This window comes from Pararhodobacter zhoushanensis, assembly GCF_025949695.1.
Lineage (GTDB): Bacteria > Pseudomonadota > Alphaproteobacteria > Rhodobacterales > Rhodobacteraceae > Pararhodobacter > Pararhodobacter zhoushanensis_A.
The window spans coordinates 158,908-184,102 of sequence record NZ_JAPDFL010000001.1 but is presented as its reverse complement, the minus strand read 5'-3'; the positions used below and the strand labels follow the sequence as shown (position 1 = coordinate 184,102).

Annotated in this window: 23 protein-coding genes and 1 riboswitch; of the genes, 14 read left to right on the top strand and 9 right to left on the bottom strand. The window is 67.4% G+C overall.

The annotated features are described in order from the left end of the window. Complete coding sequence (gene ugpC / locus OKW52_RS00910; RefSeq protein ID WP_264504033.1) at nucleotides 1-1,047, top strand: sn-glycerol-3-phosphate ABC transporter ATP-binding protein UgpC; 1,047 nt, start codon at nucleotides 1-3, stop codon at nucleotides 1,045-1,047. A 174-nt stretch (nucleotides 1,048-1,221) separates the two neighbouring features. Here the strand turns inward: ugpC and OKW52_RS00905 are convergent, their stop codons facing one another. Beyond that, entirely contained in the window at nucleotides 1,222-1,542 is a 321-nt protein-coding gene (locus tag OKW52_RS00905; protein ID WP_264504032.1) for an antibiotic biosynthesis monooxygenase family protein, read from the bottom strand. A gap of 64 nt (nucleotides 1,543-1,606) precedes the next feature. Beyond that, nucleotides 1,607-1,713: riboswitch (TPP riboswitch) on the top strand. A gap of 38 nt (nucleotides 1,714-1,751) precedes the next feature. Here OKW52_RS00905 and thiB point away from each other — a divergent pair. Genes thiB through OKW52_RS00890 form a run of 3 tightly spaced genes read left to right on the top strand, consistent with a single transcriptional unit; the run spans nucleotide 1,752 to nucleotide 4,966 of the window. Continuing rightward, nucleotides 1,752-2,753 (top strand): thiamine ABC transporter substrate binding subunit, encoded by a 1,002-nt coding sequence (gene thiB / locus OKW52_RS00900; protein WP_406622180.1) that lies wholly within the window; start codon nucleotides 1,752-1,754, stop codon nucleotides 2,751-2,753. Next, nucleotides 2,737-4,287 carry an ABC transporter permease family protein gene (locus OKW52_RS00895; RefSeq protein ID WP_264504031.1) on the top strand — a complete coding sequence of 517 codons (1,551 nt, stop codon included), beginning with the start codon at nucleotides 2,737-2,739 and terminating at the stop codon, nucleotides 4,285-4,287. Before thiB ends, OKW52_RS00895 begins: the two co-directional genes overlap by 17 nt. Beyond that, nucleotides 4,274-4,966, top strand: coding sequence for a thiamine ABC transporter ATP-binding protein (locus tag OKW52_RS00890; protein ID WP_264504030.1), 693 nt, complete (start codon nucleotides 4,274-4,276; stop codon nucleotides 4,964-4,966). Before OKW52_RS00895 ends, OKW52_RS00890 begins: the two co-directional genes overlap by 14 nt. Here the strand turns inward: OKW52_RS00890 and OKW52_RS00885 are convergent. The 6 genes from OKW52_RS00885 to OKW52_RS00860 form a co-directional block, all read right to left on the bottom strand. Next, nucleotides 4,963-5,469 (bottom strand): hypothetical protein, encoded by a 507-nt coding sequence (locus OKW52_RS00885; RefSeq protein ID WP_264504029.1) that lies wholly within the window; start codon nucleotides 5,467-5,469, stop codon nucleotides 4,963-4,965. The two genes, OKW52_RS00890 and OKW52_RS00885, sit on opposite strands and share 4 nt — an antisense overlap. A 116-nt stretch (nucleotides 5,470-5,585) precedes the next feature. Next, nucleotides 5,586-6,368 (bottom strand): cytochrome c1, encoded by a 783-nt coding sequence (locus OKW52_RS00880; protein WP_264504028.1) that lies wholly within the window; start codon nucleotides 6,366-6,368, stop codon nucleotides 5,586-5,588. 23 nt (nucleotides 6,369-6,391) lie between these two features. After that, a complete protein-coding gene (gene petB / locus OKW52_RS00875; RefSeq protein ID WP_264504027.1) occupies nucleotides 6,392-7,741 on the bottom strand; it encodes a cytochrome b in 1,350 nt (449 codons plus the stop codon). Nucleotides 7,742-7,755: 14 nt separating this feature from the next. Next, nucleotides 7,756-8,316, bottom strand: coding sequence for a ubiquinol-cytochrome c reductase iron-sulfur subunit (gene petA / locus OKW52_RS00870; RefSeq protein WP_264504026.1), 561 nt, complete (start codon nucleotides 8,314-8,316; stop codon nucleotides 7,756-7,758). A gap of 190 nt (nucleotides 8,317-8,506) precedes the next feature. Further along, complete coding sequence (locus OKW52_RS00865) at nucleotides 8,507-9,172, bottom strand: LysE family translocator (RefSeq protein WP_264504025.1); 666 nt, start codon at nucleotides 9,170-9,172, stop codon at nucleotides 8,507-8,509. Nucleotides 9,173-9,180: 8 nt separating this feature from the next. After that, a complete protein-coding gene (locus OKW52_RS00860) occupies nucleotides 9,181-9,798 on the bottom strand; it encodes a glutathione S-transferase (protein ID WP_264507622.1) in 618 nt (205 codons plus the stop codon). 161 nt (nucleotides 9,799-9,959) lie between these two features. Here OKW52_RS00860 and mtgA point away from each other — a divergent pair, with 161 nt between their 5' ends. The 3 genes from mtgA to queG all read left to right on the top strand — a co-directional run bounded on the left by mtgA (nucleotide 9,960) and on the right by queG (nucleotide 12,635). Beyond that, a complete protein-coding gene (gene mtgA, locus OKW52_RS00855; RefSeq protein WP_264507621.1) occupies nucleotides 9,960-10,697 on the top strand; it encodes a monofunctional biosynthetic peptidoglycan transglycosylase in 738 nt (245 codons plus the stop codon). 51 nt (nucleotides 10,698-10,748) lie between these two features. Beyond that, nucleotides 10,749-11,426, top strand: coding sequence for an FtsZ-binding protein FzlA (fzlA, locus tag OKW52_RS00850; protein WP_264504024.1), 678 nt, complete (start codon nucleotides 10,749-10,751; stop codon nucleotides 11,424-11,426). 105 nt (nucleotides 11,427-11,531) lie between these two features. Continuing rightward, nucleotides 11,532-12,635: a tRNA epoxyqueuosine(34) reductase QueG gene (queG, locus tag OKW52_RS00845; RefSeq protein ID WP_264504023.1), complete on the top strand. Its 1,104-nt coding sequence runs from the start codon at nucleotides 11,532-11,534 to the stop codon at nucleotides 12,633-12,635. On the opposite strand, the gene OKW52_RS00840 is transcribed toward queG, so the two are convergent. Then, entirely contained in the window at nucleotides 12,621-13,490 is an 870-nt protein-coding gene (locus tag OKW52_RS00840; RefSeq protein ID WP_264504022.1) for a glutathione S-transferase, read from the bottom strand. The genes queG and OKW52_RS00840 overlap by 15 nt on opposite strands. A gap of 151 nt (nucleotides 13,491-13,641) precedes the next feature. Here OKW52_RS00840 and OKW52_RS00835 point away from each other — a divergent pair, with 151 nt between their 5' ends. From OKW52_RS00835 to OKW52_RS00820, 4 genes are all read left to right on the top strand, one after another. Then, nucleotides 13,642-14,520, top strand: coding sequence for an RNA polymerase factor sigma-32 (locus tag OKW52_RS00835; protein ID WP_264504021.1), 879 nt, complete (start codon nucleotides 13,642-13,644; stop codon nucleotides 14,518-14,520). Continuing rightward, entirely contained in the window at nucleotides 14,517-15,314 is a 798-nt protein-coding gene (locus OKW52_RS00830) for a ChaN family lipoprotein (protein WP_264504020.1), read from the top strand. Before OKW52_RS00835 ends, OKW52_RS00830 begins: the two co-directional genes overlap by 4 nt. A gap of 255 nt (nucleotides 15,315-15,569) precedes the next feature. Further along, complete coding sequence (locus OKW52_RS00825) at nucleotides 15,570-16,748, top strand: aminotransferase class I/II-fold pyridoxal phosphate-dependent enzyme (protein ID WP_127106834.1); 1,179 nt, start codon at nucleotides 15,570-15,572, stop codon at nucleotides 16,746-16,748. 7 nt (nucleotides 16,749-16,755) lie between these two features. Next, nucleotides 16,756-20,031 (top strand): FtsK/SpoIIIE family DNA translocase, encoded by a 3,276-nt coding sequence (locus tag OKW52_RS00820; RefSeq protein WP_264504019.1) that lies wholly within the window; start codon nucleotides 16,756-16,758, stop codon nucleotides 20,029-20,031. 273 nt (nucleotides 20,032-20,304) lie between these two features. Here the strand turns inward: OKW52_RS00820 and pncA are convergent, their stop codons facing one another. Then, on the bottom strand, nucleotides 20,305-20,913 hold the full coding sequence (gene pncA, locus OKW52_RS00815) for a bifunctional nicotinamidase/pyrazinamidase (protein ID WP_264504018.1): 609 nt from the start codon (nucleotides 20,911-20,913) through the stop codon (nucleotides 20,305-20,307). Nucleotides 20,914-21,061: 148 nt separating this feature from the next. On the opposite strand from pncA, the gene OKW52_RS00810 reads away from it, so the two are divergent. The 3 genes from OKW52_RS00810 to OKW52_RS00800 all read left to right on the top strand — a co-directional run bounded on the left by OKW52_RS00810 (nucleotide 21,062) and on the right by OKW52_RS00800 (nucleotide 25,116). Beyond that, nucleotides 21,062-21,931 carry a LysR family transcriptional regulator gene (locus OKW52_RS00810; RefSeq protein WP_264504017.1) on the top strand — a complete coding sequence of 290 codons (870 nt, stop codon included), beginning with the start codon at nucleotides 21,062-21,064 and terminating at the stop codon, nucleotides 21,929-21,931. Further along, on the top strand, nucleotides 21,915-22,874 hold the full coding sequence (locus OKW52_RS00805) for a DMT family transporter (protein ID WP_264504016.1): 960 nt from the start codon (nucleotides 21,915-21,917) through the stop codon (nucleotides 22,872-22,874). The genes OKW52_RS00810 and OKW52_RS00805 overlap by 17 nt, the downstream gene beginning before the upstream one ends. Nucleotides 22,875-23,028: 154 nt before the next feature. Further along, nucleotides 23,029-25,116: an LCCL domain-containing protein gene (locus OKW52_RS00800; protein WP_264504015.1), complete on the top strand. Its 2,088-nt coding sequence runs from the start codon at nucleotides 23,029-23,031 to the stop codon at nucleotides 25,114-25,116. The last annotated feature ends 79 nt before the right edge of the window (nucleotides 25,117-25,195 follow it).

The window sequence follows — 25,195 nt, the reverse complement described above, 5'->3', positions numbered from 1 at the left end:
ATGGCCCGCATCGTGCTTGATGGCCTGTCCAAGGTCTATCCCGGCGGCGTCCAGGCGGTGAGCGACGTCAGCCTCGACATCGCCGATGGCGAGATGATCGTGCTCGTCGGCCCCTCGGGCTGCGGCAAGTCCACGCTGCTGCGCATGGTCGCCGGGCTGGAGACGATCACCGGCGGGACTCTGACCATCGGCGACCGTGTGGTGAACGGTCTGGAGCCCGCGCAGCGTGACATCGCCATGGTGTTCCAGAACTACGCGCTCTACCCGCATATGACGGTTTACAACAACCTCGCCTACGGGCTGCGCAATCAGGGCGTGGACAAGGCCGAGATCGAGCGCCGGGTGCAGGAAGCAGCCGCGATGCTGCAGATCGGCGAGTATCTCGACCGCAAGCCGCGCAATCTGTCGGGCGGCCAGCGTCAGCGCGTGGCCATGGGGCGGGCGCTGGTGCGCGAACCGGCGGCGTTCCTGTTCGACGAGCCGCTGTCGAACCTCGACGCCAAGCTGCGCGTGCAGATGCGGGTTGAGATCCGGCAGTTGCAGAAACGGCTCAAGACCACCTCGCTCTATGTGACGCATGACCAGCTGGAAGCGCTGACCATGGCCGACCGGCTGGTGGTGCTGAACGGCGGCAAGATCGAGCAGGTCGGCACGCCGATGGAGCTGTACTCGCGCCCCGCGACGGTGTTTGTCGCCGGGTTCATCGGCTCTCCGGCGATGAACATGATCGACATGGCCTATCTGCGCGATAGCGGCATCGCCCCTCAGGCGCTGCCTTCGGGCACCGACCTGATCGGCGTGCGCCCGGACGAGCTGCTGCTGACCCCGCCCGCAGAGCCGCATCTGGCGCTGAACGGCACGGTGGTACTGCTGGAACCGGCCGGGGCCGAGAGCCACATCTACGTCACACTGGGCGGCAGCGACCAGCCGATCACCGTGCGTCTCTCTGGCCTGCCTGCCGTGACCGAAGGCGCGCCGATCACGCTTTATGCCGCGCTGGACGGGCTGCACCCGTTCAACAGCGCCAGCGGTCGGCGCACAGGGTGAGCGGGCAGGGGGGCCTCGGCCCCCCTCTGGCCGTTCCGGCCATTCACCCCCGAGGATATTTGAAGAGCAAAGAGGGGCGTTAAGCTTTCGTTAACCGCGCCTCATTTTCTGTCTGAAAATATCCTCCGGGAGCGTCCGGGAGGGTGGAAAACCCTCCCGGTTCCACAGCGCCGTTCAGAACACCGCTGCGACCTCGTACATCACCGGCTCGAAATGCGTGCACAGCGCCGCGATCTTGCGGTTGCGCTCGCGCATCTCGGTGGTGCGCAGCATGGCCTGAAAGTCGCCACGCTTTTCCCAGCGCGAATAGGTCGAGATCCGCGTCTGCGCGTCATTCACATGCAGCGCGCCGCCCAGAAATCCGGGCTGGTGGCGGATCACCGCCTCATAGGCGTCATTCAGCGCGTCAAGCACGTCGCTGCAGGTGCCGGGGGTCATCTCGAAGGTGGTGATGACGGTCTGGCCGTCGAAGTCCGGTGTGATGGCGATGGGCATGAAGAGCCTCCCTTTGCTGCGGTCATGGTGCCCCCTTGCGGTCGCTCTGCAAAGCTCTATCTTGCCCGCTACCTCGGGGTGCCGGCGCAATCCGGCTGAGATGTGGGCAACCACGGACCCGTTGAACCTGAACCGGTTAGGACCGGCGGAGGGAAGGTGACAGGATGATCCTCCACCCCGACCCTGCCCGTCGCAATGGAGGAATGATCATGACCCATCCGACCTTTGCCACGGGATTGCTTGCGGCTTGTGCGCTGGCAGTTCCCCTGATGGCAAACGCCCAGACACCCCAACTGCGGGTGCTCACCTATGACAGTTTCATCGCTGACTGGGGCCCCGGCCCGCAGATCGAGGCCGCGTTCGAGGCGACCTGCGGCTGCGATCTGGTGTTCGAGGCCGCCGGTGACGCCGCCGCGATGCTGGCGCGGCTGATGCTGGAGGGCGCGCGCAGCGACACCGACGTGGTTCTGGGGCTGGACACCAACCTGACCGCTGCCGCTGCCGAAGCCGGCCTGATCGCGCCGCATGGTCTGTCGCCGCAGCTGGATCTGCCGGTTGCCTGGGACGATCCCCTGTTCGTGCCCTTCGACTGGAGCTGGTTCGCCTTCGTCTATGACACCACCCGCGTCGCGACCCCGCCGCGCAGCTTTGCCGATCTGATCGACAGCGATCTGAGCGTGGTGATTCAGGACCCGCGTTCCTCGACCCCCGGTCTGGGCCTGCTGATGTGGGTCAAGGCGCTGTACGGCGATCAGGCCGGGGCGATCTGGCAGGGCCTCGCCCCGCGCATCCTGACCGTCACGCCGGGCTGGTCCGAGGCTTACGGCCTGTTCCTTGAGGGCGAGGCCGACATGGTGCTGAGCTATACCACCTCACCCGCCTATCACATCATCGCCGAGGGCGATGACACCAAGGCCGCCGCGCTGTTCGACGAGGGCCATTACATGCAGGTCGAGGTCGGCGGCGTTGTCGCGGGGACCGATCAGCCCGAACTGGCGGCGCAGTTTCTGGACTTCATGACCTCGGACGCCGCGCAGGCGCTGATCCCCGAAACCAACTGGATGTACCCTGCCGTGATGCCCGAGGGCGGTCTGGCCGAGGGGTTCGCGGCACTGCCGCGGCCCGAGGTGTCGATCCTGCTGCCCGCGGACGCGGCGCAGGCCTTGCGGGATCCCGCCCTTGCCGAGTGGCGGGATGCGCTGGCGCAGTGAGCCCTTCTGGTTGATCGGGGCCGCCGCGCTGGTCGCGGCGGTCCTTGTCGTGCTGAACCTTGGCGCTTTGGGTGCCGTGGTCTGGCGGGCCGAGGGCAGCGCCAGCTTGAGCAGCGCCGACTGGTCTGCGCTGCGCTTTACCGTGGTGCAGGCGGCGGTGTCGGCGCTGGTCTCGGTCGCGCTGGCGATCCCGGTGGCGCGCGCGCTGGCGCGGCGGCGCTTTGCCGGGCGCGGGGTGCTGATCGTGCTGATGGGCGCGCCGTTCATTCTGCCGGTGCTGGTGGCGGTGATCGGCCTGCTGGCCGTGCTGGGCCGCAACGGCATCGTCAACGAGGCACTGGTCTGGCTGGGTCTGCCGCGTTTCAGCATCTACGGCTTTCACGGCGTCATTCTGGCGCATGTGTTCTTCAACCTGCCGCTGTCGGTGCGCCTGCTGTTGCAGGGCTGGGCGCGGATCCCGGGAGAGCATCTGCGGCTGTCCTCGGCACTGGGGTTCGGCGCGGTCGCGCGGTGGCGGCATATCGAGGGGCCGATGCTGGCCCGCGTGGTGCCCGGCGCGCTGGCGGTGGTGTTTCTGATCTGCCTGACCTCGTTCGCGGTGGCGTTGACGCTGGGCGGCGGCCCGCGCGCGACGACGCTGGAGCTGGCGATTTACCAGGCCTTCCGTTTCGATTTCGATCTGGGGCGCGCGGCGCTGTTGGCGGCGGTGCAGGCGGGCGTCGGGTTGGCCGCGCTGCTGGCGCTGGCGCGGTTCACGCTGCCTGAGGGGGCGAGCACCGGCATGGACCGGGTGGCACCTGCGCCGCCCGGCGGGCTGGCCAAGGGGCTGGACGCGCTGGCGATTGCGCTGGCGGCGGCGTTCCTGCTCGCGCCGCTGGCGATGGTGGTGATCAAGGGGCTGCCTGCGGTGGTCGGTCTGCCTGCGGTGGTCTGGTGGGCCACGCTGCGGTCGCTGTTGGTGGCGGGGCTGTCGGTGGTGCTGCTGGCGGTGTTTGCGGCGACATTGACGGCGGCGTCGCTGTATCGCAAAGCGCCTGAGGCGTTGGGGATGGCGGCGCTGATCTCATCGCCGCTGGTCATCGGCACCGGGCTGTTCGTGTTGGCGAACCCGTGGATCGACCCGGCGCGGCTGGCGCTGCCGGTGACGGCACTGGTCAATGCGGCGATGGCGCTGCCCTTTGCCCTGCGCGCGCTGGTGCCTGCCGCGCGGCGGGCCGAGGCGGATTTCGCGCGGCTCTCGGCGGCGCTGGGGCTGAGCACGGCGGCACATTGGCGGCTGGTGCTGTGGCCGCGCCTGCGCCGCCCGGCGGGCTTTGCGCTGGGGCTGGGGGCGGCGCTGTCGCTGGGGGATCTGGGGGTGATCGTGCTGTTCGCGCAGACCGGGTCCGAGACCCTGCCCATGCAGATGCACCGGCTGATGGGGGCGTATCGCAGCGGCGAGTCGGCGGGGGCGGCGGTGCTGCTGCTGGCGCTGTCGCTGGGGGCCTTTGTGGCCGTGGAACGGATTGTCGGAGGGCGCGATGCTGGGGCTTGACGGGGTAGAGATCGTGCTGGGCAGCTTCCGCTTGGCGGCGGACCTGAGCGTGCCGCAGGGCGCGCGGATCGCCGTGATGGGGCCGTCGGGAGCGGGAAAATCGACGCTGATCGGCGCGGTAGCGGGGTTTGTGCCGCTGGCTGCCGGGGCGATCAGCTGGCAGGGCGCGCGGATTGACGGGCTGGCCCCGGCGCTGCGACCGCTGAGCATTCTGTTTCAGGACAACAACCTGCTGCCGCATCTGAGCGTCTTTGACAATGTGGCGCTGGGGGTGAACCCCAACCTGCGCCTGAGCACGGCGCAAAAGGCGGCGGTGGGGCAGGCGCTGGTCGAGACGGGGCTAAGCGGCCTTGAGGCCCGCAAACCCGCGCAGCTGTCAGGCGGGCAGGTCAGCCGGGCCGGGCTGGCGCGGGTGCTGTTGCGGGCGCGGCCGATGATCCTGCTGGACGAGCCGTTCTCGGCACTGGGGCCGGCGCTGAAACGCCAGATGCTGGATCTGGTGGCGCGGATCGCGGATGAGACGGGGGCGACGCTGCTGATGATCACCCATGACCCCGAGGATGCGCTGCGCCTGTGCGATCAGACCATCGTGGTGGCGGAGGGTCGGGCCGCGCCGCCTGCGGCCACGGGGGCGCTGCTGGCTGATCCACCGCCCGCGTTGAAGGCTTATCTGGGTTAGATCCCGCAGGTCCGGTGCAGGGCGGCACGGGCGGCGTCGCTGCCGTTGAGGCGATAGGCGGTGATGCGCTCGCCCGCGGCGTTGAGCAATTCCAGCCGGGTGCCCCAGGCGAAGGCGTCGAGCAACGCGGGATCCAGCACGTCCAACGCCACCCAAGCGCGGTCGGCGGGGCGGTAGTGTAGCGCGCGCTCGAAGCTCTGGCCGTCGATGGCGAAGCGCACGGGTTCGCTGTCCGACAGCCCCAGCCCGTCACCGTAATAGCGCGACAGGCGCAGCTGCCCGGCGGGGGCGTCGCGGGTGCACGACAGTTCGATCCTGCCCGCGTGGTTGTCGCCCTCGGCGGTGATCTGCACGCTGTCGCCCTGTTGCAGCACCAGCCACGTACCGGGCGCGACAAAGCGGAAGCTTTGTTCGCTGCCCCAGCGGCCCACGCCCTGCCATTGTGCGAGGGCGGGCAGGGGGGCGGCGAGGGCGAGAAACAGCGTAAGAACCGGGCGCAGCATCGGCAATCTCCAAAGATGACAAAAGCCTAACGGCCGCGCCAGCGCGTTTCCAGACCCGCAAAATGCAAAACGCGCCCCGGGGGGCGCATTTCACGGTTCTGTGACGGATCAGCCGATCAGCTGTTCTTGGCCGCGTCCTTGACCGGTGCCCAGAGGCGCTTGTTGGTCAGGTAGAGCAGCGAGGCCAGCAGCGCCAGGAAGATGACGCCGATAAAGCCCCACATCTTGCGCTCGACCAGTTTGGGTTCGGCGGCCCACATCAGGAAGGCAGCGACGTCTTGCGCCATTTGCTCTTCGGTGGCTTCGGTGCCGTCCGCGTATTCCAGCAGACCGTCTTCCAGCTGCGGCGGCATGGCGACGTTGCCGCCAAAGGCCGTGTTTTCATAGAAGATGGCGCCGCCCTGCTCGGTCTCTTCCCCGGTGAACCCGGTCAGGAACGAGGCGATATACTCAGGACCACCGATCCCGTGCAGCAGCTGGTTGATCCCCAGGCCATAGGGGCCGTGGAAACCGGCGCGGGCCTTGGCCATCATGCTGAGGTCCGGGGCGTTTTCCATGCTGGAGCCGGGGAAGTGGTCAGGACCGCTGGCGGCGCGGTAGCCGCCGTCGCCGTCAGGCACTTCCATCGTCGCCGCATAGGCGCGCATCACGTCGTCTTCCAGACCGAGGCCGGTCTCGTCGCTGAGCGAGCGGAAGGTGACCAGGTCCAGACCGTGGCAGGCTGCGCAGACCTCGGTATAGACCTGCAGACCGCGCTGCAGCTGCGCCCGGTCGTAGGAGCCGAAGGGCCCCTCGAACGAGAACGCAAAGTCGTGGACGTGACCCGATTCTGCGGCCAGCACGGGGGTGGACCCCAGTGCCAGCACGGTCATCGCCGAAAGGGCAAGTTTCTTGATCATGATCTTCACTCTCTTCCTTTCGCTCACTCGGCCGGGATCTGCTCAGGGGCCGGGCCGCTCTTCTTGGCCTTTGCCTTCACTTGGGCCTTGAAGTCCTGCTCGATGGTCGCCGGCGGAGTCGTCGGACGCTCAAGGACACCCAGCAGCGGCAGGATGATCAGGAAATAGCCGAACCAGTAGGCGGAACCGATCAGGGAAATATTGGTATAGATCCCTTCCGCAGGCATCGCACCGACCCACATCAGCACCACGAAGTCGACCGCCAGCAGCCAGAAGAACGACTTGAACATCGGACGGTGGCGACCCGAGCGGACCGACGAGGTGTCGAGCCACGGGGTCAGCGCCATCACCGCAATCGCCCCGAACATCGCCAGCACACCAAAGAACTTGGCGTCGATGATGCCGAAGGACAGCCAGTTCGCCGCGATCACCACCCAGACATCGGCGGTAAAGGCACGCAGGATCGCGTAGAACGGCAGGTAATACCATTCCGGCACGATATGCGCAGGCGTCGAAAGCGGGTTGGCCATGATGTAGTTGTCAGGGTGGCCCAGGAAGTTCGGCATGAAGGCGACGATCGCCCAGAACACCAGCAGCACCACGACCAGCGCGAACAGATCCTTGATCACGAAATAGGGCCAGAAGGGCAGCGTGTCCTTCTCGGCTTCTTCCTTGGACCCGCGACGGACCTCAACACCCGAGGGGTTGTTGTTGCCGGTGTTGTGGAAAGCCCAGACGTGCAGGATCACCAGGCCGGCGATGACGAAGGGCAGCAGGTAGTGCAGCGAGAAGAAGCGGTTCAGCGTCGCATTGCCAACCGCCGGTCCGCCCAGCAGCCAGGTCTGGATCGGCTCGCCGATGCCGGGGATCGCGCCGAACAGGCCGGTGATCACCGTAGCGCCCCAGAACGACATCTGACCCCAGGGCAGAACGTAGCCCATGAAACCGGTTGCCATCATCAGCAGGTAGATCAGCATGCCGATGATCCAGGTCACTTCGCGCGGCGCTTTGTACGAGCCGTAGTACAGACCGCGGAAAATGTGGATGTAGACGGCAAAGAAGAACAGCGACGCGCCATTGGCGTGCAGGTAGCGCAGCATATAGCCGCCGTTCACGTCGCGCATGATATGCTCGACCGAATTGAACGCCATGTCGGCATGCGGCGTGTAATGCATCACCAGCACAATGCCGGTGACGATTTGCAGCACCAGGCAGAAGGCCAGCACGATGCCCCAGATCCACCACCAGTTCAGGTTTTTGGGGGTGGGGATCATCAGCGTGTTGTAAATCAGCCCGACAATCGGCAGGCGGCGGTCAAGCCATTTCTCCGGGCCGGTCTTGGGCTCGTAATGGTCGTGGGGAATCCCGGACATACCTTCAGTCTCCCTTAGCCGAGCTGGATGGTGGTCTCGTCCACGAACTGGACGAGAGGAATATGCAGGTTCTGCGGCGCAGGACCTTTGCGGATACGGCCAGCCGTATCGTAGTGCGAACCGTGGCAGGGGCAGAACCAGCCGCCAAAGTCGCCGGCACCGTTGCCCAGCGGCACGCAGCCCAGGTGGGTGCACACGCCGGTCATGATCAGCCACTCGCCGGTTTCGTCGGCAGCGCGGTTGTCATCGGTCGCTTCAGCGTTGGGTTTGTTGGCGTTCTCGGCGCTCGTGTCGATCAGATCGGTCATCGGCACGGCACGGGCCGCTTCGATTTCTTCGGGCGTACGACGACGGATAAACACCGGCTTGCCCAGGAAGCTGACGGTCAGCTGCGTGCCAACCGAGACACCGCTGATATCGACAAAGATCGAGGACAGGGCCGCAACATCAGCCGAAGGATTCATCTGGTTGACCAGTGGCCAGACCACCGCGCCAGTCGCGACGACACCGGCGCCGGCTGTCGCGTAATACAGGAAATCCCGGCGAGTGCCTGCGTTGTCATCTGCGTGGGACACGAGCATTCTCCATTTCAAGGTCATGGGTCCGGCAGATATGCCGAAACGAGCCGCAGGTCTTGCAGCTTCCAAGGCGGCTGTTTAACGGCGATTTGAACATCAGTCCAGCCGCGAAAATGGGGAATGATGCCGCACCCCGGCCCTTGAGGGCAGCGGTTGCGGCAGTGCTTGCGGTATGGTCGCGCCCGCCTCAGATATGCCGCAGAAGCGTTCCTGCAAGGGTCGCGGCGAAGCCGGCAAAAAACAGGCCGACCCCCAGATTGATCCAGGGTGCGGCGCGCATGAAGGCGCGCCCGGCGGCGGGCGTGGAAAACGCCACGGCATAAGCTGCGTGAATCGCCCCGGCGACCACACAGGCCCCGACGCAGAGAATCGCCACATCCCAAGGCCCGGCGCGGTCCACCGGAAAGACCGCGGTCATCGTCAGCCAGGTGGTCAGCGCCTTGGGGTTCATCAGCATGATCGACATTGCGCGCAGCATCCCGGCCCGGGCGGACAGGCCACGCTTGGCCTCGGGCGCGGGGGCTTCACCGCGCCGCCGTGCCGCCAGCCCGCTGGCCGCGCGGCGCAGGTAGCGGCTGGCGAACCAGATCAGCAGACCGGTGGCGACCAGCGTCATCACCAGCCGGGTCGCGGGCACCGTCACCAGCAAGGCCGCGACGCCCAGCACCATGCCGAGGCACCACAGCGTGATCGACAGCCCGGTCCCCAGCGCCGCGCCCAGCGCCGCGCGCCGCCCCGAGCCGATGGCCAGCGCGATGGTGTTGAGCACATTGGGCCCCGGCGTGAGCACATTCATCGCCAGAAAGGCCCAGGCCGCCAGAAACGCGGCCGGGGGCAGTAAAGTCGCGGGCATTTTTGCGATCAGGCCGCCGGGGGAACCGTGGCCCTGGCCGAATCGCGGGCGGCGAATTTGGCCTCCCACGCGGCAAGGGTCGGGTGGGACGCGCGCCAGTCACGGTCGGCGTGGCGGAAGTCGAGATAGGTCAGCGCGCATCCAACGGCGATGGACCCCATCGTCAGCGGCCCCTCGAGATGCGCCATCCAGCGGGTTTCCAGCGCCGTCAGGCTGCGCGCGATCTTTTGCCACTGGCCCTCGATCCACGGGGCGAATTGCTGCTCGGGCGCGCGCAGCGCGGTCTCGTAGCGCATCAGGATCGCGGCATCGAGGATGCCGTCGCCGGTGGCCTCAAGCGTCAGGGTTTCCCAAAGGGCCGGGGCCGCGGGATAGAGCGCCGGACCCTTGGTCGCCTGTGCGGCGAGGTATTGGCAGATCACCCGGCTGTCATAAAGCGTGCAGCCGTCGTCACGTTCCAGCGCCGGGATCTTGCCCAGCGGGTTCGCCCCGACCGGCATCGTGCCGGGATCGACCGGCGTGCCCATCGAGGGCGCAAGGGTCACGCTGTCGAGCATGCCGGTCTCGTGCAGCAGGATCATTGCTTTGCGCACATAAGGCGAGGTCGCAGAGTAGTGCAGGGTCATCATCGGCGGGGATCCATTCGCTGGCGCAAGGGTAGGGTGCGGCGAAATGTATCATGCGGGGCCCAAACGTCCATCGCTGGCGGTGGCGAATTCTCTCTGACGGGCGGCTGAGCGCCACAGGGGTGCTTGAAGCGACCGGCGACAACCCGTTTACTGCGCGCATGGCACGCGCGAGCAGGACGAAGAAAAAGACCAAGGCGCCGTTAAGGCTGCTGGACCGGACCGCGCAGGCGATCCGCCGCGCGCTGCGCTGGCTGTTGCTGGGGCTGGCGGCGGGCTTTGTGCTGTTGGTGGCCTGGGTCGGGCTGTACCGTTTCGTCGATCCGCCGGGTGGCTTCTACCAGTGGAGCGAATCGCGCAAGCTGGGCGGCGTGACCCGCGACTGGGTCGATTTCGACCAGATCGCGCCGGTCATGGCGCGCTCGGTCGTGGCGGCCGAGGATGTGAATTTCTGCCGCCACTGGGGCTTTGACATGGGCGCGATCCGCGACGCGCTGGCCGAGGGCGGGGCGCGCGGGGCCTCGACCATCACCCAGCAGGTGGTGAAGAACACCTTCCTGTGGCACGGCCGCACCATGGTGCGCAAACTGCTGGAAGCGGTGCTGACGCCGGTGGTCGAACTGCTCTGGCCCAAGGAACGCATCCTTGAGGTGTACCTCAATATCGCCGAGTTCGATCAGGGCGTGTTCGGCGTGCAGGCCGCCGCGCAGCGCTATTACGGCGTCGATGCCGCCGATCTGAGCGCGCGGCAGGCTGCCTTGCTGGCCGCCGTGCTGCCCGCGCCGCAGGATCGCGACGCCGCGCGGCCCAGCGAGTTCATGCGCCGCCGGGCGACCTCGATCGCGGACGGGGCGGCGACGATCGCCCGCGATGACCGCTCGGCCTGTTTCGGCGGTTGAATTTCCGGGGCTGCGGGTGCAAAGACAGGGAAATCCCTGAACCCCGGCACCATGCACTCACCCGTCGTCCATCTTCACCACGTCCCGCTGTCCCCGTTCTGCCGCAAGGTTCGCCTGACGCTGGCCGAAAAGCGCATACCCTTCACCACGAAGGAAGAGCGCTACTGGGAGGGCGGCACAGAGTTCCTGCGCCTGAACGCGGCGGGCAAGGTGCCGATCGTGCGCTATGACGGGCGGTTGTTGTCGGAAAGTCAGGCGATCTGCGAGTTCATCGACGAGGTCCATGTCGACCCGCCGCTGATGCCCGACGATCCTGCCGGGCGCTACGAAGTGCGCAGGCTCTGCGCGTGGTTCGACGACAAGTTCCACGCCGAGGTCACGGCGAACCTGCTGTACGAGCGGGTGAACAAGAAGATCACCGGGCAGGGCTATCCCGACAGCCAGAAGATCAAGACCGGCTCGACCCGGATCAAGTTTCATCTGGACTACATGAGTTGGCTGCTGGAACACCGCCGCTGGCTGGCGGGCAGCGCGCTGTCGCTGGCCGATTTCGCGGCGGCGGCGCATCTGAGCTGTCTGGATTATATCTCGGATGTGGACTGGGACCGCGCCCCGGCGGTCAAGGCCTGGTATGCGACGATCAAGTCGCGCCCGGCGTTCCGGCCTTTGCTGACCGATCAGGTTCCGGGCTTTCCGCCACCGCGTCGCTATGCCGATCTGGATTTCTGAGGCGGCGAGCGGCGGCGCTCGGGGGCATCGAGCCCCCTCGCGCCGCGCAGGGGGCGCTGCCCCCTACGGCCTGCGGCCTACCCCCGGGATATTTGGTGAGCAAAGATGGGCCTGACCGCCGCCTTGCGCGCACAGGCGCTGGCGGAGGGGTTTTCGGCGATGGGCGTGACGCGCCCGGATGCGGTGCCCGAGATCGCCGGGCGGCTGGCGGCGTTTGTCGCCGAGGGGCGGCACGGGCAGATGGGCTGGATGGCCGAGCGCATGGCGTGGCGTGGCGATCCGGCGGCGCTGTGGCCGCAGGCGCGTTCGGTGGTGATGCTGGCCGAGGTCTACACGCCCGACGACGACCCTTTGGCGGCGGTCGCGCGGCGTGAGGCCGGGGCGATCAGCGTCTATGCGCGCAACCGTGACTATCATGATGTGGTGAAGAAGCGGCTCAAGCGGCTGGGGCGGTGGCTGATCGAGGAGGCCGTTCGCGCGCAGAGCCTGCAGCGGGGGCCGCTCGCATCGCCTCCGGGGGAGGCGACTGCTGCGCCCTCGGCGGTACAGCCGCCCGAGATCAAGGTGTTCGTCGATACTGCGCCGGTGATGGAGAAGCCTTTGGCCGCAGCGGCCGGGTTGGGCTGGCAGGGCAAGCACACCAATCTCTTGAGCCGCGAGTTGGGCAACTGGTTCTTTCTGGGGGCGATCTTTACCACGCTGGAGCTGGAGGTGGATGCGCCGGGGCGCGAGTCCTGCGGGTCCTGCACTGCCTGTCTGGACGCCTGCCCGACCAAGGCCTTCCCCGCGCCGTTCCAGCTGGATGCGCGGCGGTGCATCTCTTACCTGACGATCGAACACCACGGCCCGGTTGACCCCGAACTGCGGCCCTTGCTGGGCAACCGCATCTATGGCTGCGACGATTGTCTGGCCGTCTGCCCGTGGAACAAGTTCGCGGCCACCGCCAGCGAGGCGAAATACGCCGCGCGCGCAGATCTCGTTGCGCCGCCCTTGGCCGAGCTGGCGGCGCTGGATGATGCGGCGTTCCGGGCGAAATTCTCGGGCTCGCCGATCAAGCGGATCGGGCGGGACCGTTTTGTGCGCAACGTGCTTTATGCCATCGGCAACAGTGGCGCGCCGTCTCTGGCCGGGGCGGCGCGCGCACTGGTGGGGGATCCCGATCCGACGGTCAGGGATGCCGCCGTCTGGGCGCTGTCACGGCTGCAGTAGCGCCATCGCCTGTGGCCATGCCTGCGGGTCGGCCACCGTCTTGTCACGGCAGAACGGGTTGCAGAAGCCGATGACCTGCCCATTGATGCGCGCGAAATCGGTGACGGGTTTGCCGGAATAGGGGCAGGCGTCGTTGATCGACGGGCCGTCGCAGGCCTCGGCCTCCAGCGGCGCAGGGCCGGGCCAGGGGCGGCGCGGGTAATCGCGGTCGTAGAACGGCTGATCCGCGCCATCGACCAGCCCCATCGCCCGCCAGCGCCGGAACGGCCCATGCGCGAGATGCGCGTCGACATAGGCCTGCGATGCGTCGCTCACCGGCAGCCCATAGCCCGCGACGCGCCCCGCGACCGGTGCAAAGAACGCATCCGCCGCGCTGTAGTCACCGCAAAGCCACGGCCCCTGCGCCCCGGTTTCGCGCCGCGCCCAGGCCCAGAGCACCTCCAGCCGCGCCAGATCGTCCAGCACCGCCTGCGGTGGGGCGCAGTCGCTATAGCTGACGCGCAGGTTCATCGGGCAATGGCTGCGCAGGGCGGTGAAGCCTGCGTGCATCTCGGCCACCAACGCGCGGGCGATGGCGCGCGCCTTGGGGTCGGCGGGCCAGTGCCCGGCCTCAGGGTGGCGGGTCGCCAGTTCCTCGGCAATCGCCACACTCTCGGCGATCACCAGGCCTTCGGGCAGGCGCAGGGCCGGGACGGTGCGTGCCGGGAAGAACCCGTCGAGCGTCTGCGCAAAGCCCGGCTCATAAAGCCGGGTCACGGTCAGGCGGGGCGTCAGGCCGAAGGCGGCAAACAGCAGCCAGCCGCGCAGGGACCAGCTGGAATAGCCGCGGTCGGCGATGCACAGATCATAACTCATTCGGGGGCACTCTCGCTTGGGAACCCGCAGCATGCCCTGAACCGCTTTCCGGCTCAAATCAGCATTTGTGCGGCAAATCATGCGTTTTTTCGATGAAGCACTGAACCAAACCGGGGGTCTGCGCGTAGTCCTTACGCAACAGGAGGCGATGATGGCACTCGACAGCACGGGAACCGACCGGATGGCGCGTCAGGCAATGCGCGCCGAACTGCTGGACGCCGAGACCGAGGCCGCGTTGGCCCGGGCGTGGCGCGACGACCGTGATGAGCGGGCGCTGCACCGGCTGGTGACGGCCTATATGCGGCTCGCGATTTCGATGGCCTCACGCTATCGCCGCTATGGGGCGCCGATGGGCGATCTGATTCAGGAGGCCGGTCTGGGCCTGATGAAGGCGGCCGAGCGGTTCGACCCGGATCGGGGCGTCCGGTTCTCGACCTATGCGGTGTGGTGGATCAAGGCCTCGGTGCAGGATTTCGTCATGCGCAACTGGTCGATGGTGCGCACCGGATCGACCACCAGCCAGAAGTCGCTGTTCTTCAACCTGCGCCGCGTGCAGGCCGAACTGGCCCGCGAAGCGCGGCAGCTGGGGGAAGATCCGCGGCCCGAAGAGCTGTTGCAACGTGCCGCTCAGCGGATCGGTGTGCCGATGCATGACGTGCTGATGATGGATGGCCGGCTGTCGGGCGGGGATTTTTCGCTCAACGCCAAGCCGTCGGGTGACGATGACGGGCAGGAGTGGATCGATACGATCGAGGATGACAGCACGCTGCCCGGCGAAAGCGTCGCGCATCGCCATGACACGCTTGTATTGCGCGATTGGCTGGCCGAGTCGCTCGCCGCGCTGAATCCGCGCGAACGGGCGATCGTGGCGGCGCGCAAGCTGGAAGACGAGCCGCGCACGCTGGAGGCGCTGGGGCAAGAGCTGGGCTTGTCGAAAGAGCGTGTCCGTCAGATCGAAGCGGCGGCGCTGGCCAAGATGAAGCACGATCTTGTCAGCCGCGCACCGGGGGTCTACGCCTTCTTGGCATGAGACATGCCCTATACCTGATTCTTTTAGTCGCCATGCCCGCCGGGGCGCAGCCGATCCCTGAAACCGCTCTTGATGCCCTGCCGCCCGCGCAGATTACCGTGCTGGGCGAAGTGCATGACAACCCCCAGCACCATCTCAATCAGGCGCGCGCGATCACCGCGATCCGCCCTGCCGCTGTTGTCTGGGAGATGCTGACGCCTGACCAGGCGGCAAAGATGCCCGCTGACCGCAGCAACCGGGCTTTTGTTGACGCAGCACTGGGCTGGGACGGCTCTGGCTGGCCCGATTTTGCCCTCTACTTCCCCATCGTTCAGGCGGCGGGTGACGCCCGCCATTACGGCGCGGCCGTACCGCGCCCGCAAGCGCAGCGCGCATTTGCTGAAGGGGCAGCGGCGGTCTTTGGTCCCGATGCCGCGCGCTTTGCGCTCGATCAACCCCTCCCTGAAGCCGAGCAGAACCAGCGCGAAGCCGAGCAGTTCGACGCCCATTGCGAGGCGATGCCGCGCGACCTGATGTCCGGCATGGTCGAGGCCCAACGCCTGCGCGACGCGTCGCTGGCCCGCGCCGCGCTGCAGGCGCTTGACCAGACCGGCGGCCCCGTCGTCGTCATCGCCGGGACCGGCCACAGCCGCACCGACTGGGGCGCACCGGCGGCCATCGCCGCCGCCGCGCCCGACCTCAGCGTCTTCGCGCTGGGCCAGATGGAAGCCGATCCCGACGCAAACGCCCCGTGGGACGCCTGGATCGTCACGCCACCGACCGAGCGCCCGGACCCCTGCGACGCGTTTCGCTAACCACATCTCGCGGCGCGCGCATCATCTGTCCCTAAATATCCACGGGGGGTGTCCCGAGGGGGAGCGTGCTCCCCCTCGGGCGCAGGGGTGCGGGGGGCGCGCAGCCCCCGCCTCTGCCAGCCGCAAGCGGCGAAAAAGCCACAGACCCCTGTTGCAACCTCTCGAAATGGCACCGTTTTTCTGGACCTGAGCGCAAACGCGCGTTATCCTCGCTCGAAAGCGGGGCGACACGATCCCGTCGATATGAGGCAGTCCATGGCATTTCCTGAGCGGTTTTCGAACCTGCCAGAGTACGCATTTCCGCGTTTGCGCGCGTTACTCGATCCCTATGAACCGGGGGGCGAGCCTATTGCGATGACCATCGGCGAGCCGCGTCACGCGATGCCGCCGTTTCTGGCCGAGGTGCTCACCGCCAATATCGCGGGATTCGCGAAGTACCCGTCCAACGACGGCACGCCCGCTTTGCTGGGGGCGATTTCCGCGTGGCTCAAGCGGCGCTACCGCGTCGAGATCGGCACCGACCGGCTGATGGTGCTCAACGGCACGCGTGAGGGGTTGTTCAACGCCGCCCTTGCGCTGTCGCCCGAGCGCAAGAAGGGCGGCCAGCCCGTCATTCTGACGCCCAATCCCTTTTATCAGGTCTATGCCATCGCCGCGCTGACCGCCGGGGCCGAGCCGGTCTATGTGCCCGCCACCGCCGCCACCGGGCATTTGCCCGATTACACCAGCCTGCCGCCCGCGCTTCTGGACCGGGTGACCATCGCCTATCTGTGCTCGCCCGCGAACCCGCAGGGCGCGGTGGCCAGCCGCGACTACTGGGCGGCGCTGCTGGCGCTGGCCGAAAAGCACGATTTCCGCATTTTCGCGGATGAGTGTTATTCCGAAATTTACCGCGACACGCCGCCGCCGGGCATTCTGGAGGTCGCGCAGCAGATCGGTGCCGACCCCGAGCGCGTGGTGTCGTTCCATTCGCTGTCGAAGCGCTCGAACCTGCCGGGCCTGCGCTCGGGCTTTGTGGCGGGCGGGCCTGCCTCGATCAAGGCGATCCGCCAGCTGCGCGCCTATGCCGGTGCGCCCCTGCCTGAACCCTTGCAAGCCGTTGCCGCCGCCGCCTGGGCCGATGAGGCCCATGTCGATGTCAGCCGCGCGCTCTATCAGCGCAAATACGCGGTGGCCGACGAAATCTTTGGCGGTCTGAACGCCTATCTGCCACCCGAGGCAGGCTTTTTCCTGTGGCTGCCCGTCGCCGATGGCGAAGCGGCAACCGTGAAACTCTGGCGCGAAACCGGTCTGCGTGTGCTGCCGGGCGCCTATCTGTCACGAGACGTTGCGGGTGAGAACCCCGGCGCGGGATACATCCGCGTGGCCCTTGTCGGCCCCGAGGACGAAACCCGTCGCGGCCTGAACAGGCTGCGTACCTGCCTTTATGCGTGAGGACCCGATGGCCAGCTATCCCAGCCCCCAACGCGAACCCCTGCTCGACCGCCGCCTGCAAGCGGTGCTGAACCAACGTGGCAAGGAATTGCTCGGCCTGTGCCTGATCGGGCTGGGGCTGATCCTTGCGCTGGTGCTTGGCTCTTACTCGCCCGAGGATCCCTCGTGGATGGCCGCCACCGATGCCCCGGTGCACAACGCGCTGGGCCGTGCCGGTGCCGCGCTGGCCGCGCCTTTGGTGACGATTACCGGCAAGGGGGCCTGGGGACTTGCGCTGGCGCTGGGGGTCTGGGGCCTGCGTCTGGTGATCCATCAGGGCGAAGAAAACATCATGGGCCGCTCGCTGTTCGTGCCGGTTGCCATTGCGATGGGGTCGGTCTGGCTGGCCTCGCTGGTGGTGGGGCCGGGCTGGTCGCAGAACTTCGGTCTGGGCGGCATGTTCGGCGATACCGTGCTGGCAGCGGTGATGACCACGCTGCCGATGACCACCACGGTGGCCAATATCGTCACGCTGCTGAGTTTTGCAGCGGCGGTGGCCCTGTATCTCTATGTGCTGGGCTCGTCGGTGCCCGAGCTGATCCGCATCGCTCAGTTCCTGCTGTCGGGTCTGATCCTGACCTATGCCGGGCTTTTGTCGGTGCTTGGCCTGTCGGCCCGGGGTGTCGGCGGTCTGGCTGCGCGCGGTCACGACCAGTGGCAGACCCGCCGCGAGACGCGGGCGCAGGCCCGCGCTGCAGCCGAGCACGCGCTGACGCAATATCAGCCGTGGGAAGAGCCGGCCGCCCCGGGCTGGCACGCCCCCGAACCACAGCGCGAACCACAGCGCGCGCCGCTGCGCGCCCAGCGTCACGCGACGCCGGACCCGCGCGGCTATGGTCATCCGGCCGAGCCTCAGGTCAGTGCGCGCCGTGCGGCCCCGCCGTCGGATTGGCAGCCTGACCCCTACGCCGTCTATGACGACGCGCCCGACTATACCCCCGATTACGCGCCCTACGACGACCGGCCTGCCCGGGCCGCGCACCGCGCCGCACCGCGCCGCGGCGAGGCGCCTGCCTATAGCGCCGAACCGCCGCAATCCTGGGCGCAGCCGGACCGTCAGGGCGTTCTGGGCCGCGTCGCCAGCCTTGGCCGCCGTCCCGAGGCCCCGCAGCACCAGCCGCCCGCCCGCCAGACCCGTACGGACTGGGCGATGCCGGAAGGCGAGCTGATCGAGCCGCATTTGTCCGATCCGGCCCAGCAGGCCGAGCGTCCCAGCCCCGAAGGTCTGCGCGCGCGCATCGCCGAGCTGATGACCTCGCGCACAAGGGCCAAGCCGGTGCTGCGCTTCGACCCCGAGGCCTATCCGAGCAAGCGCGTGAAGCCCGGCGCGCAGGATCCGGCGCAACAGGCTGAACCGCCGCTGACCGGGGGGCGGCGCGAACCTGTGCTGACCGGTCCGGCCGAGCCTGCGCCGATGGGCTATGCGTTCAGCCACGCGTTCGGCTACCAGCCGGCGCCAGCGCCTGCGGCCTATCCCGGCGCGTTTGCACCCGAGATCGCCCGGGCTCCGGTCCGCGCTGCCCCGCCGGTGGCGTCGCAGGATGTTCTGATCGACGACGAGCAGGACGACTACGACGATTATGACGACCGCTATGACGCGCCACCGCCGCGTGCCGGGCTTGACCCGGAAACCCGGCCTGCGCCCAGTGCCAGCATGGCGCGTCGCACGCCGGTCCCCTCGCGCCGCGCGCAGGCCGAAGCGCAACCGGTTCTGCCGTTCGAGCCGCCCAGCGACGGGTTCGAGCTGCCACCGCTGGCGCTGCTGCGCGACCCGCGGCTTGAGCAGCGCATGGTGGTGTCGCAGGACGCGCTGGACCAGAACTCGCGGATGCTGGAAAGCGTGCTGGAGGATTACGGCGTGCGCGGCGATATCGTCGATGCGCGCCCCGGTCCGGTGGTCACGCAGTACGAGCTGGAACCCGCGCCGGGCCTCAAGGCCAGCCGGGTGATCGGTCTGTCCGACGATATCGCCCGCTCGATGTCGGCGCTGTCGGCGCGGGTGTCGACGGTGCCGGGCCGCTCGGTCATCGGGATCGAGCTGCCCAACGCCCACCGCGAAACCGTGGTGCTGCGCGAGATCCTCGCCACCCGCGACTTCGGCGACAGCACGATGCGGCTGCCGCTGGCGCTGGGCAAGGATATCGCCGGGGATCCGGTGGTCGCCAACCTCGCCAAGATGCCCCACCTGCTGATCGCGGGGACCACGGGCTCGGGTAAATCGGTGGCGATCAACACGATGATCCTGTCGCTGCTCTACAAGCTGACGCCGGCTGAATGCCGGTTGATCATGATCGACCCCAAGATGCTGGAACTCAGCATCTATGACGGTATCCCGCATCTGCTCTCGCCCGTGGTGACCGATCCCAAGAAAGCCGTCGTGGCGCTGAAATGGGTCGTCGGCGAGATGGAAGAGCGCTATCGCAAGATGTCGAAGACCGGCGTGCGCAACATCGAGGGTTATAACGGCCGCGTGCGCGAGGCGCTGGCCAAGGGCGAGATGTTCAAGCGCACCGTGCAGACCGGGTTCGACGACGAAACCGGCGATCCGGTGTTCGAGACCGAAGAATTCGCACCCGAAGTGCTGCCGTTCATCGTGGTCATCGTGGACGAGATGGCCGACCTGATGATGGTCGCGGGCAAAGAGATCGAAGCCTGCATCCAGCGGCTGGCACAGATGGCGCGGGCCTCGGGCATCCACCTGATCATGGCGACGCAGCGCCCGTCTGTGGACGTGATCACCGGCACGATCAAGGCCAACTTCCCCACCCGGATCTCGTTCCAGGTGACGTCGAAAATCGACAGCCGGACGATCCTGGGCGAACAAGGGGCCGAGCAACTGCTGGGTCAGGGCGATATGCTCTACATGGCGGGAGGATCGAAGATCACCCGCGTGCACGGGCCGTTTGTGTCCGATGCCGAGGTCGAGGAGATCGTCGCGCATCTGAAGAGCTATGGCGAGCCGGCTTACGTCAACAGCGTCCTCGACGGCCCGGATTCCGAGCGTGAGGCGGATATCGACGCGGTGCTGGGGCTGGGCGATTCCGGCGGCGAAGACGCGCTCTACGATCAGGCCGTGGCCATCGTCGCGCGGGATCGCAAATGCTCGACCTCGTATATCCAGCGCAAACTGGGCATCGGCTATAACAAGGCGGCGCGTCTGGTCGAGCAGATGGAAGACGAGGGTGTGGTGTCGACGGCCAACCACGTCGGCAAACGCGAAATCCTGGTGCCCGAGGCGCATTGAGCGCGGCGGGTGCGGCGCTCGGGGGCATCGAGCCCCTCGCGCCGCGTAGGTTGCCACCCACGCCCGCTTCAAGGGGGACGCACGCGCCCCCTTGAAAATCCCCCGTGGATATTTTCAGACAGATGATGGGACGTGGTTAACGAAACCTTATCATCTGTCCTTAAATATCCTGGGGGGTGAATTGGCCGTCAGGCCAAGAGGGGGCGACGCCCCCCTGCCTGGGTCGCCCGAGGGCGCGGCGGCGACAGCCGTCTCGGCCAAGGGCGAAACGCCTCACCCGTGAAGCAAAACCCCCGCCGCGCGCATCTGGTCCAGCGCGGCTGCCAGCGACCCCTCCAGATCAATGCCGCGGCAGGCATCGAGGCGGACGGTCACGGCATAGCCCAGCCGAGCGGCATCGAGCGCCGAGTAGGCGACGCAGAAATCGGTGGCGAGGCCGGCCAGCGTCAGCGTGGTCACCCCGCGCGACCGCAAATAGCCGTCCAGCCCGGTCGGAGTCACCTTGTCGTTCTCGAAGAAGGCAGAATAGCTGTCGATCGCCGGGCGGAAGCCTTTGCGGATCACCAGATCGGCGCGGTCGGTATGCAACCCCGGATGAAACGCCGCCCCCGCACTGCCCTGCACGCAATGCGTCGGCCAGAGCACCTGCGGGCCATAGGGCATCCGGGTCATCGAATAGGGCGCGGCCCCCGGATGGGTGGCGGCAAACGAGCTGTGATCCGCCGGGTGCCAGTCCTGCGTCAGCACGCGCACCGCGAAATCGTCCAGCAGGGTGTTGATCGGCGCGACAACGTCCTCCCCGTTTGCCACGGCCAGCGCGCCGCCGGGGCAGAAATCGTTTTGCACGTCGATGGCGATCAGGGCGTGGGTATCGGGTTGCATGGCGGTCTCCTGCGGTTTCGGCGGGGATCAAAGGCGTTCTGCGGCGCGGCGTCAAGCCGGGCGCGGGGGGCGATTGCCCCTTGCAGCCCCCTGCGTGATCTCACAAAATACAGCGAGACTGTGGACCAATGCACAGAAAGACCGCATCATGAGCATCGAATCCTGGGACGAGATCCGCACGGCCTGGCAGGTTGCGCGCGCAGGCACCGTGAGCGGTGCCGCTGATGCCCTGGGTGTTCACCACGCCACCGTCATCCGCCATATCGATGCGCTGGAAGCCCGGCTCGGCGTCAAGCTGTTTCAGCGCCATGCCCGGGGCTATACCCCGACCGAAGCGGGGAATGCGCTGGCTCAGGTCGGGCGGGTAACCGAGGAGCAATTCGCTCAACTGGGCACCCGCCTGACTGGCGCGGGCACCGGGATCGAGGGTGATCTGGTCATCACCACGCTGCCTGCCCTGATCCCCATGCTGCGCCCGGCCATCAACGAGCTGGCCGAGAACTACCCGGATCTGGTGATCCGCATACAGACCGACCGCCGCGTGTTGCGGCTGGAATATGGCGAGGCGCATCTGGCGGTGCGTGCCGGGCCGCGCCCGACGGAGCCCGACAACGTGGTGCAGGCGCTGGCGCAATGCCCGGTTGGTCTGTACGCCAGCGCGGCCTATCTGGCCCGGCACGGGACGCCCGCCGATGACGCGGCCCTGGCTGATCATCGCTTCATCGGTGAGGAGTACGATGACGACCGTGCGCCCTTCGCGCAATGGCTGTCAAAACTCAGCGTCAAGCCGCATGTGGTTTTCCGCTCGAACGAGGCCGGCGCGCGGCGCGCGGCGATTGTCGACGGGCTGGGGCTGGGTTTTCTGGCGCCGACGGAAACCGGGTCGGATCTGGTGCAGGTCATGCCATCGCGTCCAGAATGGGAGTTCACCGTCTGGATGGTGACCCATGTCGATCTGCACCGGACGCCCAAGGTTCAGGCGGCGGTTCGGGTGATCAAGGATGCGTTTCGTCAATGACCGGCTTCGTCCCATGACTGGCTTTGCGGCATCACGCGGGCGGGCGCAGGCGCTGCGGGGCCACGCCGCGATGCTGGGGTTTTCGGCGGCGGTGTCGGGCTCGTTCAGTCTTGGCGCGATGGTGGCCAATGACATCTCACCGGTCGCGCTGACGGCGGTGCGCTTCTTGCTGGCCTCGCTGGTGCTGGCGCTGTTGGTGAGCATCGTGCCGGGCGGCGGGCGCGACGGCCAGCGGGGCTTTACCCGTGCCGATTGGCGCGCGCCGTGGCGCTATGGGCTGATGGCGGCGCTCTATACCGGGTATTTCGTGCTGATGTTCGAGGGGCTGAAGACCGCACGGCCGGTCTCGGCCGGGGCGGTGTTCACGCTGACACCGCTGATGACGGCCGCCGTCGCCTGGCCCTTTCTGGGCCAGCGCCTGCGCCCGGTGGTCGGCACGGCGCTGGGTGTCGGGGCTGTCGGGGCCCTGTGGGTGATCTTTCGCGGCGACACGGCGGCGTTGGTGGGCTTTGAGGTCGGGCAGGGCGAGGGGATCTATTTCCTCGGCTGTATCCTGCACGCGGTCTATGCGCCGATGCTGCGCCGCCTCAATCGTGGCGAAAGCGCGCTGGTCACCGCGTCGATGATCACCGGGGCCGGGTTTTTCGTGCTGCTTGCCTATGGCTGGCGCGATCTGCTGGCGACCGATTGGGGCGCTTTGCCCGCGCTGGTCTGGGTGACGCTGGCCTATCTGGTGGTCTTCGCGACGGCGTTCTCCGCCACCGCGCTTCAGTTCGCCGCCCAACGGCTGCCGGTGTCCAAGGTCATGGCCTATACCTATGCCACGCCCTGCTGGATCATCCTGTGGGAGCTGGCTCTGGGCCATGGCGGACCCGGTCTGCTGGTGCTGCCCGGTGTGGCGTTGATCGTTGTCGCGCTGCTGATCTTGCTGCGCGCCGACTGACCAGCCGACTGACCCGCTGACTGGCCCCCGGCCTGCCTTCACGCGCAAATTCCTTGATTTCAAGCGCGACTCGTCGCAGCATTCCTGTGTTTAAAGCCGATTATTTTTCCGGCGCCTTCGTGCTGCCGGGCTATGTACACTGAGGGAGGACGCCATGCTCCGATTTTTCGAGCGGCGAGTCACCGGCTTCGGGCTGCGCGCCGGTCTGGGTGCGCTGCTGGTGGTCCTTGGGCTTGCAGCCCCGGTGAGCGCGCAGAACTGTCCCAATCCGAACGCCAGCGGTCAGGCGTTGAGCTATACCGGCCAGCAGTTATGGGTGCCGCAAAGCCACCCGGTGACCGCCGGTGGCAACGTCGATCTGCGCCGGTGCAACCGGGTGCAGGGCAGCGGTCACGTCGCGCGCCGTCCCGACTTCACCCTGAACCTGACGCGGAATCAGCCGGGCTATGATCTGGAGTTCCGGGTCGAAGGCACCTGTGACACCGTCCTGCTTGTGCGCAGTCCCAGCGGCGGATGGTTGTTCAACGACGACTCCAACGGCGTTAACCCCCGTATCCGTCAGAGCAATGCCGAGGTCGGGGCTTATGACATCTGGGTCGGCACCTATGGCCCAAGCCTGTGTCAGGCCACGCTGATCACTGAGACCTTCGGCGGAACCGGCGGTGTCGCGCCGCCGCTGTCACCGCCCCTTGTTCCGCCGCAGACCGTCGCCTGCCCCGATCCCAACGCCCATGGCCAGTTGCTGACCTATGCCGCGCGGCAGCTGAGGACGCCGCAGCGCCATGGCGTGACGGCAGGCGGCACTGTGACGCTGGCCACGTGCCCCAACGTGCCCGGTCATGGCCGCGTTGCGCAGCGACCGGATTTCACGCTGGACCTGACGCATAACAATCCGCGCTATGATCTGGAGTTTCGGGTTGAGGCCAATTGCGATCCGGTGCTGCTGGTGCGCGGACCCTCGGGGCAGTGGTCGTTCAACGATGACAGCGAGGGCCTGAATTCGCGGCTGCGGCTGCCTGCTGCGCCGACGGGGTCGTATGACGTCTGGGTTGGCACGTTCGGGGCCAACACCTGCCCGGCGACGCTGATCGTTGAAAGCTTCGGCGGCCAACCCCAGCAACCGCAACCGCCCCAGCCACCGCAACCGCCGCAACCTGCGCTCTGTCCTGACCCGGGGCAGAACGGCCAGATGCTGACCTATAACGCGCAGGGACTTCGGGTGCCGCAAAGCGTCGGGGTCGTGGCGGGCGGTTCGCTGGATCTGGGGGCCTGTGGTTCGGTTCCCGGGCACGGGCACATCATCCAGCGGCCCGATTTCACGCTGAACCTTACGGACAATCCGCAGAACCATGATCTTGAGTTCCGCGTGGATGGCACCTGCGATCCGGTGTTGCTGGTTCATGGCCCCTTGGGGCCGTGGCTGTTCAACGACGACGACGCGGGGCTGAACCCGCGCCTGCGGGTCGAGCGGGCGGTGCCGGGGGCCTATGACATCTGGGTCGGCACCTTCGGGTCGAGCACCTGTCAGGCCACGCTGGCGATGGAGACCTTTGCGCCGCCCGCGCCAGTGCCGCCTGTGCCTGTGACGCCGCCACTTCCGCAGGGCGTGCTGGCCGATCCCGGCACCATGACCGCGTACCGGGGGCAGGATGGCCAGACCTTCCGCTTCCGGGTCACCGGGTCGGCCAGTGGCGCGATCTGGGGCACCGAGGTTTATACCGATGACAGCCCGCTGGGGCGCGCTGCGGTCCATGCCGGGCTGTTGCAGGTCGGGCAGACGGGCGTGGTCACGGTCACCGTGGAGCCGGGGCAGATCGCGTATAGCGGGACCAGCAGGAACGGGGTCGAGAGCCGCTCGTACGGGCGCTGGAACGGCAGTTACCGTCTTGCGATGCCGATGGCCCCGCCGCCGGTCGATGTGCTGCCCGATCCGGGCAACATGACGCGCTACCGGGGCCAGAACGGGCTGGTGCTCCGCTTCGAAGTGACAGGCGCGACCACGGGTTCGGTCTGGGGCAGCGATGTCTATACCGACGACAGCACGATCGCCCGCGCGGCGGTGCATGCGGGCGTGCTGCGGGCCGGTGAGACGGGTGTGGTCGCCGTCACGGTTCTGCCGGGGCAGGACGGCTATGCTGCCAGCCGCCGCAACGGCATCGACAGCATCGCCTACGGGCGGTGGCAGGGCAGTTACAGTTTTCTGATCGAGCCGGGCGCGCCCTCGCCCGGGGGTAGCAAGTAACCGGGCGGAAGCCGGAGGCCGTTCTGGCATACCGGTTTCCCAGCCCCGGCGCAGGGCGTTTCACCGCGCGCCGCGCCGG

Bases quoted from the DNA above. Each gene is read 5' to 3' on its own strand.
- ugpC (WP_264504033.1), top strand. From the start codon at position 1: ATGGCCCGCATCGTGCTTGATGGCCTGTCCAAGGTCTATCCCGGCGGC.
- OKW52_RS00905 (WP_264504032.1), bottom strand. From the start codon at position 1,542: ATGCCCATCGCCATCACACCGGACTTCGACGGCCAGACCGTCATCACC.
- thiB (WP_406622180.1), top strand. From the start codon at position 1,752: ATGACCCATCCGACCTTTGCCACGGGATTGCTTGCGGCTTGTGCGCTG.
- OKW52_RS00895 (WP_264504031.1), top strand. From the start codon at position 2,737: ATGCGCTGGCGCAGTGAGCCCTTCTGGTTGATCGGGGCCGCCGCGCTG.
- OKW52_RS00890 (WP_264504030.1), top strand. From the start codon at position 4,274: ATGCTGGGGCTTGACGGGGTAGAGATCGTGCTGGGCAGCTTCCGCTTG.
- OKW52_RS00885 (WP_264504029.1), bottom strand. From the start codon at position 5,469: ATGCTGCGCCCGGTTCTTACGCTGTTTCTCGCCCTCGCCGCCCCCCTG.
- OKW52_RS00880 (WP_264504028.1), bottom strand. From the start codon at position 6,368: ATGATCAAGAAACTTGCCCTTTCGGCGATGACCGTGCTGGCACTGGGG.
- petB (WP_264504027.1), bottom strand. From the start codon at position 7,741: ATGTCCGGGATTCCCCACGACCATTACGAGCCCAAGACCGGCCCGGAG.
- OKW52_RS00865 (WP_264504025.1), bottom strand. From the start codon at position 9,172: ATGCCCGCGACTTTACTGCCCCCGGCCGCGTTTCTGGCGGCCTGGGCC.
- OKW52_RS00860 (WP_264507622.1), bottom strand. From the start codon at position 9,798: ATGACCCTGCACTACTCTGCGACCTCGCCTTATGTGCGCAAAGCAATG.
- mtgA (WP_264507621.1), top strand. From the start codon at position 9,960: ATGGCACGCGCGAGCAGGACGAAGAAAAAGACCAAGGCGCCGTTAAGG.
- fzlA (WP_264504024.1), top strand. From the start codon at position 10,749: ATGCACTCACCCGTCGTCCATCTTCACCACGTCCCGCTGTCCCCGTTC.
- queG (WP_264504023.1), top strand. From the start codon at position 11,532: ATGGGCCTGACCGCCGCCTTGCGCGCACAGGCGCTGGCGGAGGGGTTT.
- OKW52_RS00840 (WP_264504022.1), bottom strand. From the start codon at position 13,490: ATGAGTTATGATCTGTGCATCGCCGACCGCGGCTATTCCAGCTGGTCC.
- OKW52_RS00835 (WP_264504021.1), top strand. From the start codon at position 13,642: ATGGCACTCGACAGCACGGGAACCGACCGGATGGCGCGTCAGGCAATG.
- OKW52_RS00830 (WP_264504020.1), top strand. From the start codon at position 14,517: ATGAGACATGCCCTATACCTGATTCTTTTAGTCGCCATGCCCGCCGGG.
- OKW52_RS00825 (WP_127106834.1), top strand. From the start codon at position 15,570: ATGGCATTTCCTGAGCGGTTTTCGAACCTGCCAGAGTACGCATTTCCG.
- OKW52_RS00820 (WP_264504019.1), top strand. From the start codon at position 16,756: ATGGCCAGCTATCCCAGCCCCCAACGCGAACCCCTGCTCGACCGCCGC.
- pncA (WP_264504018.1), bottom strand. From the start codon at position 20,913: ATGCAACCCGATACCCACGCCCTGATCGCCATCGACGTGCAAAACGAT.
- OKW52_RS00810 (WP_264504017.1), top strand. From the start codon at position 21,062: ATGAGCATCGAATCCTGGGACGAGATCCGCACGGCCTGGCAGGTTGCG.
- OKW52_RS00805 (WP_264504016.1), top strand. From the start codon at position 21,915: ATGCGTTTCGTCAATGACCGGCTTCGTCCCATGACTGGCTTTGCGGCA.
- OKW52_RS00800 (WP_264504015.1), top strand. From the start codon at position 23,029: ATGCTCCGATTTTTCGAGCGGCGAGTCACCGGCTTCGGGCTGCGCGCC.